The sequence below is a fragment of the Brucella sp. NBRC 12953 genome (assembly GCF_040369775.1).
GTDB classification, from domain to species: domain Bacteria; phylum Pseudomonadota; class Alphaproteobacteria; order Rhizobiales; family Rhizobiaceae; genus Brucella; species Brucella pseudogrignonensis.
Genome location: NZ_BAABSV010000005.1, coordinates 260,345 through 274,572 on the forward strand (window position 1 = coordinate 260,345; position 14,228 = coordinate 274,572).

Below are 14,228 nucleotides of genomic sequence, written 5' to 3' on the forward strand. Positions count from 1 at the left end.
ATATCGTCAGTAAGAAGGTACACGACGTGCAAACGAGATCTTTGGTTATGATCGCGCTGTTTACAGCAATCATCGTGGTGCTGGGCTTGATACCACCGATTATGCTCACCTTCATACCTGTACCTATTCATGCCCAGAGTCTGGGTGTCCTGCTCGCCGGTGTGGTGCTCGGCGCCCGCGGTGGAGCGCTGTCCGTCTTACTTCTGATAGCACTCGTCGCAATTGGCTTACCTGTTCTTTCCGGAGGCAGAGGCGGCCTCGGCATCTTCTTCAGCCCAACCGCTGGATATCTGGTGGGCTTCTTGCCTGCGGCCTTTGTGACAGGCTGGATTTCAAACAAAGTGGCCCAAAGCACGATCGGTGGCTGGAAAACCTTCGCAGGCTTTTTCATCGCTGCAACGGTCGGCGTTATTATCGACCACATCTTCGGTGTCGCATGGCTTGTCGCCTATGTCGGCCTCTCCCCGTGGAGCGCCATAATTGGAGATTTGGCCTTCGTGCCCGGTGATCTCCTCAAAGCAGCGATTGCAGCTTATGCAGGTCAGTTCATCTTTGTAAACTTTGGAAATCGGACCCGCGATATCTAACCTCACTCCTTCCATGCAAGGTTAGCCGAACTGGTCTTTCCAGGGAGTTGCATTGCCGCAACTCCCTGGGACAATAAGGCGACCAATCCCTCTGAACCAAAAGCAAGAATTATACACGCAATCTTTGCGCAATGTTTGTGATTCAACTAGCGGGACGTTTAAGGACACGCTAAATAAGCTGTGGGACGGCAGAAAGCCGTGGGAGGGGATAATGAAAAAGCCTGAGATGCTGCTATCGAGCAGCTCTATACTGACGCTCGCATTTCTGATGAGCATATCGGCATTGGACACTGCCGCAGCCAATTGCAGTTTACCGGGTGGATCGCCCCCTTGCTTTGCAAGCATGGCACCTTCTCTGCTGCCAGTAACGGTTGATGAAGGCGCGGTTGAGATAAATGGTTTCCAGGTATCTCATCCGAGTGACAATGCAATCGTCGGAACGACGAGCGGCAAACAAGCCAGCCTTGTCATTTCTAACGGTGGCACCCTCGAAAACCTGCGCGGTATCGTCGGTGACGTTGCAGGTTCTGAAGGCGAAGTCCTTGTCACTGGCCCAAACTCTGCTTGGAACAATATCGAGCGGCTCATAGTTGGCAATGACGGCGTCGGCACTCTGTCGATTGAAAAAGGCGCAAAGGTTACAAGCGGTCCTTTCTCGGCTGTTGGCTGGGGTGCAGGATCGGTCGGCAACGCTACAATCACTGGCACCGGATCACATTGGTCTTTCGACTATGCAATGGATATCGGTTCCGGCAGCAAAGGCACTATGACCATCGCGGACGGCGGCGCTCTCAGTGGAGACGACCTCTTCGTCGGTTATGACACTGACGGTCAAGGCAGCTTGCTTCTTAAGGAAAAAGGCTCGTCAATCGACGTCAATGAATTCTACGTCGGCTTCTATGGCAAAGCCGACGTTAAGGTGGAAAATAGCGCCGAACTCAAAAGTGCACGAATTCGCCTAGCTACGCAGGCTGGCTCAGAAGGTTTGCTTGAAGTAAGCGGCAACGGTACTGTCGTAACGACCGGCCCTATTCTGGCAGGAACTTCCGGGAAGTCCGACATCATCGTGCGCGAAGGTGGAGCGCTGAACACCAATTCTCTCAGAATGGGGATTCTCGCCGGCTCTAATTCGTCCGTCACAATTTCCGGCTCAAATGCAAAGCTCAACGCCGATGAAATCTGGTTTGGAAACGGCAAATCAACGCTCGATTTCCGTCACAACAATGAGCTTTACGAATTCTCCGGGAAATTGATCAGCAAGCACATTGATGGCAATACGTGGAAAGACGGTATTACCGTTGGAACCCATGAACTGCACCAGAGTTCTGGCAAAACACTTCTGTCGGGCGACAATTCGCTTTTCCAAGGCAAGACCTATGTTGAAGGCGGCACATTGCTGATCGGCAACAAGCTTGGTGGCGACGTACTTGTCAGCGGTGGTGGTGCGTTAGGCGGCTCAGGCGCGATTGGAACAACCGATGCGCTTTCGTCTGTGACAATTGCTTCAGGAGGCATCCTTGCACCGGGCAATCTGAACGGGGGACTGACAATCAATGGCGATCTGATTTTTGCCGCTGGCTCGTCCTATCAGGTCAATGTTGACCCAAAAAGCAATGCATCTGATCATGTTTACGTTTCTGGCAAAGCTTCGCTCAATGGTGGCTCCGTGCTCCATGTTGGTGCAAGCGGCAACTATAACCCTTTTTCGACCTATCGCATCCTGACCGTTGGAAATGAACTAACCGGCACATTCAACGGCGTAACCTCAACCTTCGCATTCCTGACACCAGAGCTTATTTATGACTATGCGAAAAAAACGGTCGATCTGAAGTTATCGCGGAACGATATGAAATTTGCCAACAAGGCTATGACCGCAAATCAGCGGTCATTGGCCGGTGCCTTGGACACCCTCAAGGCTGATGGGAACGCACTTTACACCGCTCTTGTTACTTTGGGCGACGATCAAGCAACAATCCAGAGCAGCTTTGATGCATTATCCGGCGAAGTGCATGCATCAGCTAAATCAGCACTGATCGAAAATACCCTGCTGACACAGAATGCTATAACCAATCGCTTGCGCTCTGCTTTCAATGAGCCTGTCGCAACGCCTCCAATCGAGCCTCTTGGCTACGGACCGGAACGCAAGCAGCCTACGGCATTTAACAGCGTTGTCGATAAAGACAGAGTAGCCGCGACTTATGGTGGGTGGGCGCAAGCCTATGGCCACTGGCTTAAACAGGACGGCAATAGCAATGTCGGCGAATTCAGCGCCTCGTCAGGCGGTTTCGTGGCAGGTATAGACACCACTATCGCTGATAGCTGGCGTGTCGGCGTGCTGGCAGGCTATGGACAGACAAGCTTTCACAGCAATGACCGTGCTTCATCGGGCAATAGCGACAATTATACGCTTGGAGCGTATGCAGGATCGCAATGGGCGATGTCGCATGGCGTACTCGCGTTCAGTTCCGGCATCGCTTACACTTGGCATCAGCTGGAAACAGAGCGATCTGTTGCTTTTAACGGGTTCTCTGATCGTCTAAACGCAGATTATGATGCCGGTAGCCTGGTTGCCTTTGGTGAACTTGGCTACAAAATCGCAGCTGGCAGAAGCACTTTTGAGCCTTATGCCAATTTGACCAATGTCTATCACAAGACCAAAGGTTTTAATGAAACCGGCAATACACTTGCTGCGTTGAATGTAGATTCCGACAAGACCAACACCGTCTTTACAACACTTGGTCTGCGCGCGGCGACGACGTTTGATCTGGGCAATATTTCACCGAAAGCAAGAGCCGACATTGGTTGGCGACACGCTTATGGTGACGTTGATTCAGAATCCTCCGCGCGTTTCACAGGTTCCGACATCTTCACTGTTGGGGGAACTCCCGTGGCAAAAGACGTCGCTACGCTTGAGGCAGGGCTGGACTTCAATCTGCTGCCATCGACAGTTCTTGGGGTCGCCTACACCGGTCAGTTTGCCAAGGATGTGAAGCAGAACGGTTTCAATGTAAAACTGGCTGTTTCGTTCTAAATCAGCCAATTTACAACTTAAGGGTCTGGTGGCGCGTAATGCACCACCAGACCCTTTTTACAACTAAATTTTTCATCTCGTATCATGGATAAAAGCTTGCATTTAAATTGCCTTTTGATGCCTCAAAAGAATATCCAGTCTCCAAAGCTGATATTATCAAATATTAATTTTTTCAACCACTGAGCATCGAATATTATGGTTATACGCCCGTAATGTTTTTGATGATGAAATTTTCCATATAGGATTTTTCAGAAGAGTATATATTTCTATACCTGTTTTGGAGGAGGTGGAATGAGATGGCATTGGCGATTTGACTGGATGACTTTGGCTATACTAGCCTTTTTGTTATCGGTCCTGATTGCCGTTTTCGGCACCAATCATATGATGTCTATCGCACTAAATGGGCTGCATCAGCGTGGTGCCAACACTTTGGGTCTGGCTTCATCGGCGCTTGGCGGCCAATTGGCCCGCTATGAAAAGCTACCGGCGCTCATTGCTGAACACGACACCATTCAAAATCTGGTACGCAATCCTGCAGCTCAAAATGTGACGGCAGTAAATCAGTATCTGCAATCGATCAATAATCTGCTCGAATCCTCAGACATCTATCTGATGAACGACGAAGGCGTGACAATTGCCGCCTCAAACTACAATGAACAAAGGCCTTTTGTCGGAGAGAATTTCAGCTATCGTCCCTACTTCTTCGATGCAATTGCGGGGGATAGCGGCAGGTTCTTTGCACTCGGCACAACATCCGGAAAACGCGGCTACTATTTTAGCGCCCCGGTAATGGTCGATGGTCAAGCACGCGGTGTTCTTGCTTTCAAAGTCGACATGGATGTGATTGAGCGGTCATGGCATGGCAATGATTTCGAAATCATCGTGACTGATCCCGAAGGCATCATCTTCATGTCGGGGCGACCCGATTGGCTGTTTAAAAGTATAGGCCCCCTCACCGCTGATCAGATTGCTCGCACGGCTCACACCCGTCGCTATGCGGAAACACCGCTGATCGAAATACCAGTCCGCAGCACGCAAACGGATCGTGGTGACACTTTGCTTGAGATGGATGACGCAGAGCGCACCATTGAATATCTGATCCTATCGGAAGAAATGGTCGATGCCGGTTGGACCGTCAGCGTGTTGCAGGCGACGCGCCCGGCCCGAAACCAGGCTTATACCTCCGTGCTTGCCCTCTTGCTGCTGGTTGGGCTTGGCGCAATGGCCATTGCTGTCTTTCTGCAGAACCGCACACGGCTTGCCGAACGTCTCGCAGCCCAGCGTGAAATCAAAGAGCAACTGGAGTTTCGTGTTGCGGCACGTACCGTTGAACTGGCGACAGCAAACGACAAACTGGCAAGCGAAGTCGAAGAACGCAGAGCAACCGAGCGGCAGTTGCGGCGAACGCAGGTCGAACTTGTTCACGCCGGAAAACTTGCGGCACTTGGGCAGATGTCAGCGGCGCTATCGCATGAGTTCAATCAACCGCTGGCCGCAGTCCGCGCTTATGCCGAAGTTTCTGGCCTGATGCTCGATCAGGGGCGTGAGCGCGATGCTAAAGCGGGGTTGGACCGGATATTAAAGGTCGTCGAGCGCATGACGAGCATCAGCAAACATCTGCGCAACTTTGCCCGACGACCCAACAAAAAGCTACGCGCTGTGAAAGTGCAGGATGTCATACGTGATACGAAGGAAATCATTTCATGGCGTCTGAGCGTCGCGAAGGCTGATCTCTCCTTCAACCAGCAAGACGAAGAGACCTGGGTGGTAGCGGACTCCGTGCGTCTGCAGCAGGTGCTCGTCAACATCATCTCAAATGCAGCTGATGCCGTTGAAGGTCAAGCGAGCCGATTTATTGGTATTGAAATCAAGACAGAGCCTGAAAAGGTTCAGATCGCGATCACAGATAATGGCCCTGGCGTTCCGGATGCTATAGCGGCCCGCATTTATGATCCGTTTTTCTCGACCAAGGGCGTGGGCAAAGGCTTGGGTCTGGGTCTCTCTATTTCCTACAACATCGTCAAAGATTTTGATGGGGACCTCGCCGTGAAAAATCTGATCGGGGGTGGTGCCGAGTTTTGCATCAGCCTCTATAAGGCGACTGCTCCAACCAACCAAGAAACTGGAAAAGACATATGAGTGTTGGCGAAATCCTCCTGATTGATGACGAAGAAGAGACCCGAGAAGCGATAGCACTTGGGCTTAAATTCATGGGATATCGCGTGCGCCAATTGTCGAATGCGGAACGTGCGCTTGAACTGGTCGGCTTTGGTTTTAAAGGCATTGTCGTCACCGATATACGTATGCCCGGCATGGATGGTCTGACACTCATGTCACGCATTCATGAGCTGGATCCTGAAACACCCGTCATTGTGTTTACAGGTCATGGCGATGTGCAATTGGCAGTACGTGCGATGCGTGACGGCGCATATGATTTTCTCGAAAAGCCTTTTGCCATGCAGCAACTGGCAGAGACGGTCGGGCGTGCACTCGATCGCCGGCAACTGGTCATGGAGAACCGCCTCCTTCGTGCTGCTGCCGGACAAAAAGACGACATCGAGCAACGACTTGTCGGGCGAACACAGGTCATGATTGATTTGCGCTATCATGTCCGCGCCGTCGGTCCTACAGACGCCGATGTTCTGATCGTCGGTGCAACGGGCACGGGCAAGGAAGTCGTCGCGCGTACGTTGCATGATCTGAGCACCCGCGCCGACAAACCTTTTATCGCGATTAACTGCGCCGCACTTCCGAGTAATCTCATTGAAAGCGAATTATTCGGCCATGAACCGGGTGCTTTCCCCGGTGCGATGCGGGCCCGCTTTGGCAAGTTTGAACTCGCACAAGGAGGAACCATTCTTCTTGATGAAATCGCAACCATGCCCATCGACACGCAGGCGAAATTGCTGCGCGTTATTCAGGAGCGTACAATCACGCGGCTGGGATCGAATGAAGTTTATCCGTTGGATGTTCGCTTCATCGCGACCAGCAAAGCCAATCTGGAAGATGAAGTGGCTGCTGGCCGCTTCCGTGCCGACTTGCTTTACCGGCTCAATGTCGTGACGATTAAAGTGCCATCGCTCGCAGAGCGGCGTGAAGATGTTCCGGTGCTTTTCCTCAAACTCGTCAACGAAGCAGCTGCACGCTATCGCAACGACCCGACCCCTGTTCCGCCTCACCTGATAACCACGCTTACGGAGCGTGAATGGCCGGGAAATGTCCGCGAGCTACGCAATGCGGCCGACCGCTTCGGGCTTGGACTTGGCCTGCAATTTGATGATGATCGCAAACATCAGACACGCCCGATGCGTCTTGCCGACCGCGTTGCCGCGTTTGAAAAAAGCATCATTGCAAGTGAGCTTGTGATGCATCGCGGAAGCCTTAAACCCGTCTACGAAACGCTCGGACTATCGCGCAAATCACTTTACGAAAAGATGCAGAAGTTCGGCTTGGACAAGCAGAACTTCATCAGCTCACAAGAAGACTGAATGCCGAGATGGGTGGAAATCCACCCATCTAATTACGCCGACGTTACCGTTTCCACCCATGACCATCCACAAACTGGCAAAAACCGTATGTTTGTGCCGAGCTTTTCCTTGCACGGCAAATGATCAGCCCGCGTTATCGCATTAAGTGGTCTGGGAGGAACCACGGAGTGAGCGGGCATATCGTGTCCGCTTGCTCTATTCCGCCCGTCCACACCGCGAGCCTTTTCAAGGCATCAGGGGCAAAAGACATCCGGGAGGAATTCAATTGAAAAAAGCAATTCTCACTGCTTTGGCATTCACCGCTCTTACTGCAACCGCGTTTGCGCAATCCTTTCCAAGCCAGCCGATCACGATCATTGTGCCATTCACAGCAGGTGGGCCGACCGATACTGTGACACGTCTTGTTGCGCAGGCCATGAGCCGCGATCTGGGCAGTCAGATTGTCGTTGAAAATGTTGGTGGTGCAGGCGGAACGCTCGGCGCGGCAAGGGCTGCTCAAGCAAAGAATGATGGTCACACGCTGCTGCTTCATCATATCGGCATGGCGACATCGGCCACTCTTTACCGTGAACTTCCATACAAACCGCTCGAAGCATTTTCCTATGTCGGTCTGGTTACGGAAGTACCGATGACCATCATCGGTCGCTCAGATCTTGAAGCCAATTCGGTTGAGGAAGTTATCGAATACATCAAGACCAATGGCGAAGAGGTTATGTATGCCAATGCGGGCATTGGTGCGGCGTCGCATCTTTGTGGCCTATTGCTGATGAACGCGCTTGGCACCCAGATGACCACAATTCCTTATCAGGGCACCGGTCCTGCAATGACGGACGTTATGGGTGGACAGGTTGATCTGATGTGTGACCAGACGACAAATACCACCAACCAAATTCGTGACAAGTCGGTAAAGGCTTTCGCTGTAACGGTGCCGGAACGCGTTGCAAGTCTGCCGGATCTGCCGACCATCGCGGAAAAGGGATTCCCAGATTTTAATGTCAGTATCTGGCATGGCCTTTATGCTCCGGCCGGAACGGACGAAGCTGTGGTTGAGCGCCTGAGCCAGGCTCTGCAGGTCGCCCTCAAGGATGAAACCGTCATCGCTCGCTTCGCGGATCTCGGCACGGTGCCGTCATCAGAGGAAGACGCAACACCGACTGCACTCAAGGCGAAGCTTGAAAGTGAAATCGAGCTCTGGCGCCCCGTCATTGAAGAAGCAGGCGTTTACGCGAACTAAAAACTGACAAAATCAAATCCATTTCATTGGGGTATCGCAAAATGCTGTCCCGAGATTATAGAGATATTGTGGGGGGCATCCTGCTGGTTGCCCTCGGTCTCGCTTTCTCCTGGTATGCGGCTGCAAACTACGAGCTTGGCACGTTGCGGCGCATGGGACCGGGTATGTTCCCGACATCACTTGGCGTTGTACTGGCTGGGTTTGGTCTGGTGATTGCCATACCAGCTTTCTTCCGCCCGGGCGTTATGCCGGAAATTCGTGTCTGGACACCAATTTATGTTCTGTTGGGCGTCGGTGCTTTCGCGCTCACGATCCGGCCCTTTGGCTTGATCCCGGCAGTGCTGAGCGTTGTCGTGATTTCTTCCTTCGCCGAGTTGCGTGTGAAGCCACTTAGCCTGACCATTCTTTCAACCGCACTTTGCCTTATCGCCTGGCTGGTCTTCCGTGTCGGACTTGGGCTTCCTGTTGCAATGTTCCGGTGGCCGTTCTGATGGATATATTCTCCAATATCGCGATTGGCCTGGAAACAGCTCTGACGCTTAACAATCTGTTCTATTGTTTTCTGGGCGTGTTTCTGGGAACTCTGATTGGCGTCATTCCAGGTATCGGGGTGCTTTCAGCCATTTCGATGCTTTTCCCGATCACCTTCTATCTAGAGCCTACCACCGCTCTCATCATGCTGGCAGGTATCTGGTACGGCACGTCTTATGGAGGGAACACAGCCTCCATTCTGCTCAATATCCCCGGAACGCCTGCCAATGCTGTCACCTGCCTGGACGGGTATCCGATGGCGCGTCAGGGGCGCGGCGGTATCGCGCTTCTGATGACCACGGTCGCCTCTTTCGTTGGCGGTTCCATTGGTATTGTTTTGCTGATGTTGTTCTCACCCATCATCGCAAAATATGCGTTGAGCTTTGGTTCAGCGGACTACTTCTCACTAATGGTTCTGGGGCTGGTTGCTGCGTCCACAATATCGGATGGCTCGCTGGCGAAGGGCCTCGCAATGGTTGTTCTCGGCATCATGTTTGGCACAGTAGGGGCTGATATCTACACCGGCACTGCGCGCTTTTCGTTTGGCGTACTCGAACTGACCGACGCCATCAGCCTGATCGCGCTTGCCATGGGCATTTTCGGCGTGTCCGAAGTGATTGCCAGCGTGCGTAAAGTCAATGTTGGTGACATTGACCCAGAGAGTGTGAAACTCAAGGCCATGAAACCATCCCGCGAAGACGTAAGCCGGTCATGGTTCCCGATGCTACGTGGATCGTCAATCGGCGCATTCTTCGGCACTTTGCCCGGCACCGGACCATCAGTAGCGGCTTTCATGGCTTATGCTGTCGAAAAGCGTGTAGCAAAAGAACCGGAGCGCTTCGGCAAAGGTGCGATCGAAGGTATCATGGCGCCGGAGTCTGCCAATAATTCCGCAGATCAGACCTCGTTCATTCCCACGCTTTCACTGGGCATTCCGGGCAGTCCGACCATGGCACTGATGCTGGGCGCTCTGATGATCCACGGCATTGCGCCTGGCCCTACTCTCATGACCGATCAACCATCTCTGTTCTGGGGTCTGATCATGAGTTTCTGGATCGGCAATCTCTTGCTGGTGATCCTCAATATTCCACTGATTGGCGTCTGGGTGAGATTGCTAACCATCCCGTATCACCTGCTGTTTCCTGCCGTTCTCATGTTCATCTGCATCGGAACCTATTCGGTCAACAACAGTGCATTTGAAGTTTGGCTCGTGGTGTTCTTTGGCTTTGCCGGATACCTCATGCGTATCTTCAACTTCCCCGCCGCACCCCTGTTGCTCGGCTTTGTGCTCGGACCGCTCATGGAGGAACACTTCCGGCGGGCGATGTTGATGTCGCGTGGCTCGTTCTCCACATTCATCGACCGTCCGATCAGTGCCACGGTTCTTGCTGTCACTGCCGCTCTACTCGTGTGGGGAACATGGTCAGCGTATCGCCGCCGCAATCAGCGTGTGCTGGCTGCGCAAACTCTTAGTTCCTAAAACAAAATGGCCGGTGAGAAATGACTGTCTCACCGGCCACAACTTTGCTCAACAGGGCTTAGAACTTTACGCTAAGCTTGGCCTTACCCGAATTCTGATTAAAGCTCGAACCATACTGACCAGAATATTCAAGACCCAAGGTAGTCTGGTTGCCGAGATCAATATCAAAACCAGCCTTGATAATCGCAGTATCCTTGGCAATTGGTGCACCAGCCACTTCAAATACTGTTCCAGCATCAAATGCAGCAGCTGCAGTCGGTATAGTGTCGCCATAGGCGTGCTGCCAGCCGACAGTTCCGTTGAGCTTGGCATTTATGCTACCAAACACGACAGGAGCAGAAGCACGAAGACCAAGCGTAGTGAACGTAGTTGTCGTTTTTTCTTTTCCAATCTGCAGCGCAGCATTGCCGCCATGCTCGTTAAAGCGGTCTGTTTGCAGACGTACAACAGCAACATTCGCAAATGGCTCAATCGCTGTTCCATTCAGATCGAAACGATGTGAGAGTTCACCAAAAGCCTGGAAGGTATTTGCGCTGTAATCCGCATCAAGACTCTCTGAAAAGCCCGGGAAGGCGACAAAACGATCAGTTTCGATTTTGTGCCAGCTATAGGCAACGCCTGCTTTGAGCAATGTCGCGTCCCATTGAGTGCCACCATAGATACCCAGATGATAATTATCGCTGTGGCCCGACGAGTTGCGATCATTCACATCGAAGCTGGTGCGGCTATATCCTGCGAGAGCACCCAGCCTCCAGTTTTCGACAACTTCCGCATCATAACCTGCAACGAAGCCACCCGTGGATTGCTTCAACTTACCGGCATTTCCGTCAGCTCCGGTTTCACTCCATTGACCGAGCGCCTGTCCCCAGATTGCTGCGCGCGGTGCGGAAATCTGAGCTGAATCAGCATCCGTTGCGACCGACGAGGATGCAGCATTTCGCTCACCACCAAATGCTGCACCAATGCGGTCCATAACTGCATTTCGAACAATGGAACTGTCATTGATGATCGCAGTTCGCGTTGAAGCATGAACTTCACCCGAAAGAGCATTGAATGCGCGATGCGCATTTTCTTCGCTGTCCTGCATGACGACCGTGTCGTAAACAGCGTTGCCAGCACCAAGCTCTTCCACAGCGAGGGCTACCGACTTCTGATTACTTGTCTTTGCTGTAGCAATGAAGTCGACATCGTTACGAGCGATATCGAGGTAAACCGCATTGGCGTCATAAGCCAAACCGAGATCTACGAAAGGCATGTTCTGGCTCATATCGCCAAATGTACCTGTGATTCCGCCTTCAGCACTCAGAATGGTGTAACGCTTGCCCGGCATATAGGTGCCAGCAGCCTTTTCTACATAAACCTTAGCGCCACCAAGCGCTGCCGTTCCACTCACATCGATACGGTCACTTTTACCGGCGGCATCAATTTCAGCAACATAAGTAGCTCCCGCATCAAATGCCAGGTTGCCGGCAACCTTCAGCGTGCCGATAGAATTGCCCGGCGCTATGATACTGCCAGCACCGGCGTAAAGTCCGCCGATGAAGCCTGCACCACTAAGATGTGCACCATTTTCAACGCTAACCGTGCCGCCAAGGAATGCACCTGAATGGGATGCATCACCGATGACCAGACCGCCTTCTTTTACAGTTGTACCACCTGTATAGGTGTTGGCACCATTAAGAACCAGAACACCTGAGCCGGACTTCGTAAGGCTGCCAGTACCATCAATGTTGCCGTCAAAACGCGTATTGGCAGACTGGTTTACAGTCAAAGCTGCAGAGCCAAGGCTCAATGTTCCGCCCTCACCCATCAGTGACGACATGCTCACATTGAAATTATTGAGATCAAGCTTGCCACCATTCACGGCGAAAGCCGTGTTGTTGACGAATGCACCATCTACACCAGCCTGAAGAACACCGCCTTCAACCAAGGTTCCGCCCGTATAGTTGTTTGCCTGCCCCAGTACGAGCGTACCGGCTCCACGCTTGAGCAGAGTGCCCTCGCCCGTGGCTTGCTGCAACAACGTCACACGGTTGTTTGCATCAGCAATGTTGATCCATCCAAGCCCTTCAAGCGACACGGTGCGATCCAGCGTTTTCATATCGCTGCCGGTTATGCGCAAACCGCCATCAATGAGACGCAGGCGAGCAGCGGCATTGCCAAGAGCTGCATCTTCGCTGACGAGGATCGTTCCGCCGTCGGTGACTGCTGTTTCACCAATGAAGGAATGATCATCAATACAATAGTCCTTGATGGCCTGCTGGAAGCGCGCATCGGTGCTATCGCAGTTGAGCAATGTCTTCTTCTCTTCAAGCGTCAGATCGTTCAGGATTGGTTTGCCATTGGCATCCGAAATCTGGCCAAGATAGAGATCTGTACGATGGTTGTTTCGCGTTAGAACAAATTCCTTGTTCTTGTCCGCAAAACCATAAGCATTCGCACCCCAAACGAGGCGTGTTTTCTGAACTTGGTTCTCCGAATAGGTCTGCAACTGAGGCCCGACCCAGCGGAAATCGTGCGCAACGGGTTCATGATCCGAGATTGCTTCTGGCTGGCGGCCCGGCCGCGTGACTTTTACGTCTTTAATCACCCCGGTATAGGGATCATTGGGATCATCTACAATCTCATACCACTTCCCGAATGGTCGCGAGACGAGGAAATGGTCGATCTTGGCACGGTCCCAGCTCGCCCAGGTATTGGTTGCGTCTTCGCCTGCCGATGGCCATGTGGTGCTACCATCGTTGAGATCATGTGGCTTGAAACCTTCACGGGCCGCATCAGTCTGAAGCAGCATATACTGCTTCTTGAGAACATTCATGGTAACCGGCGTGTTGTTATCAACCGCATAGGTTTCTTCTTGCAGACCAACATCCTTACCAGCTCTGTAGGCGGCTGAAAGAGCGTCACCCCATTGCTTCCACGACAGGCTGTCGATGTTTTGTCCAGCATATGCTTCCTGTATGACCGCGCGCATAGTCTGCTGATTGGCGTTGAGAACATATTGCCGTGTCAGGTCGCGGTAAAATGTATTGCCGTCAGACTGCTGCATCAGCCTAATTTGTGCATCAATGTGATGAAGACCACGCTCAGAAACATCACCAGCATTGAAATCGCCAAGAACGATGATTGGCTGATTAAATCCTTTTGCCCATGTATTGAGGGCTTTGGCTTCGTTCAGGCGACCAGTTGAACCGTCTGCATAATCAAGATGAACCGTACCGATCATTGTCTGCGGACGGGGACCTTGGGCATCCAGTTGAGTGTAGCTGACATAGCGCCCCTGCGTCGATCCACCCAGATTAAGTGTTCCAAACGTGCCTGGCAGACGCGAAATAATACCCACATCGCCGACCTGCACGTTGCCGTAAGTGCCACGACCAGCGGTTTGGAGGAAATCGGGGATACGCGTAACATAAGTACTACCGTTGATTTCCTGCATACCGAGGACATCAAAATTGGCGGCTGCCATAAAATCCGCGGTCAGTTCCGGGTTCTGTTTGAACTTGTTCCAGATATTGAGCGTCATGACACGAATGTCATAGCTATCGGCCGCGCGTGCCGGAGCCGCGGCTATTCCTGCAACTGCAACACCACATAAAAGCTGCGCAGTTAAAGCCAGAAGTTTTCGGTTACGTTTGGTTGTCCCCGGTACCATCCCTCAGTCCTTTTCTTGGAAAATGCATCCATTTCATCAATGTGACAGCCGGATTGATCATCCCACTTCACCTGATGCTGAAATGACAGAGTTCAATGTCACTTTTATTACATTTTACTCTATAGCGACTTTGGAAGACTCAATTCTTTCACCTCATGAACAGTAAATGTCATTAATATTACATTTTTATTTGCTATCGCCTCTGGGAGTTCTTGTGGCCTA

At 52.1% G+C, this 14,228-nt stretch carries 8 protein-coding genes; 7 read left to right on the forward strand and 1 reads right to left on the reverse strand.

The genetic code is table 11. From position 1 onward, the window contains the following. Positions 1 to 26: 26 nt before the first annotated feature. The 7 genes from ABWV94_RS14240 (at position 27) to ABWV94_RS14270 (ending at position 10,351) form a co-directional block, all read left to right on the forward strand. Positions 27 to 587, forward strand: coding sequence for a biotin transporter BioY (locus ABWV94_RS14240; protein ID WP_039860623.1), 561 nt, complete (start codon positions 27 to 29; stop codon positions 585 to 587). A gap of 211 nt (positions 588 to 798) precedes the next feature. Then, positions 799 to 3,618 carry an autotransporter family protein gene (locus ABWV94_RS14245; RefSeq protein WP_353413974.1) on the forward strand — a complete coding sequence of 940 codons (2,820 nt, stop codon included), beginning with the start codon at positions 799 to 801 and terminating at the stop codon, positions 3,616 to 3,618. A gap of 291 nt (positions 3,619 to 3,909) precedes the next feature. Further along, entirely contained in the window at positions 3,910 to 5,757 is a 1,848-nt protein-coding gene (locus ABWV94_RS14250; RefSeq protein WP_113499090.1) for a sensor histidine kinase, read from the forward strand. Beyond that, positions 5,754 to 7,106 carry a sigma-54-dependent transcriptional regulator gene (locus ABWV94_RS14255; protein WP_007878517.1) on the forward strand — a complete coding sequence of 451 codons (1,353 nt, stop codon included), beginning with the start codon at positions 5,754 to 5,756 and terminating at the stop codon, positions 7,104 to 7,106. The genes ABWV94_RS14250 and ABWV94_RS14255 overlap by 4 nt, the downstream gene beginning before the upstream one ends. A gap of 259 nt (positions 7,107 to 7,365) precedes the next feature. After that, positions 7,366 to 8,340 (forward strand): tripartite tricarboxylate transporter substrate-binding protein, encoded by a 975-nt coding sequence (locus tag ABWV94_RS14260; RefSeq protein WP_162733857.1) that lies wholly within the window; start codon positions 7,366 to 7,368, stop codon positions 8,338 to 8,340. A gap of 41 nt (positions 8,341 to 8,381) precedes the next feature. Then, on the forward strand, positions 8,382 to 8,831 hold the full coding sequence (locus ABWV94_RS14265) for a tripartite tricarboxylate transporter TctB family protein (protein WP_113158397.1): 450 nt from the start codon (positions 8,382 to 8,384) through the stop codon (positions 8,829 to 8,831). Next, complete coding sequence (locus ABWV94_RS14270; protein ID WP_079213896.1) at positions 8,831 to 10,351, forward strand: tripartite tricarboxylate transporter permease; 1,521 nt, start codon at positions 8,831 to 8,833, stop codon at positions 10,349 to 10,351. Before ABWV94_RS14265 ends, ABWV94_RS14270 begins: the two co-directional genes overlap by 1 nt. Positions 10,352 to 10,409: 58 nt before the next feature. Here the strand turns inward: ABWV94_RS14270 and ABWV94_RS14275 are convergent, their stop codons facing one another. Further along, positions 10,410 to 14,006: an autotransporter domain-containing protein gene (locus ABWV94_RS14275; RefSeq protein ID WP_353413977.1), complete on the reverse strand. Its 3,597-nt coding sequence runs from the start codon at positions 14,004 to 14,006 to the stop codon at positions 10,410 to 10,412. Between the last annotated feature and the right edge of the window lie 222 nt (positions 14,007 to 14,228).

Excerpts from the sequence above, each read along its gene's own strand:
- ABWV94_RS14245 (WP_353413974.1), top strand. The coding sequence starts at position 799 with ATGAAAAAGCCTGAGATGCTGCTATCGAGCAGCTCTATACTGACGCTC.
- ABWV94_RS14250 (WP_113499090.1), top strand. The coding sequence starts at position 3,910 with ATGAGATGGCATTGGCGATTTGACTGGATGACTTTGGCTATACTAGCC.
- ABWV94_RS14255 (WP_007878517.1), top strand. The coding sequence starts at position 5,754 with ATGAGTGTTGGCGAAATCCTCCTGATTGATGACGAAGAAGAGACCCGA.
- ABWV94_RS14265 (WP_113158397.1), top strand. The coding sequence starts at position 8,382 with ATGCTGTCCCGAGATTATAGAGATATTGTGGGGGGCATCCTGCTGGTT.
- ABWV94_RS14270 (WP_079213896.1), top strand. The coding sequence starts at position 8,831 with ATGGATATATTCTCCAATATCGCGATTGGCCTGGAAACAGCTCTGACG.
- ABWV94_RS14275 (WP_353413977.1), bottom strand. The coding sequence starts at position 14,006 with ATGGTACCGGGGACAACCAAACGTAACCGAAAACTTCTGGCTTTAACT.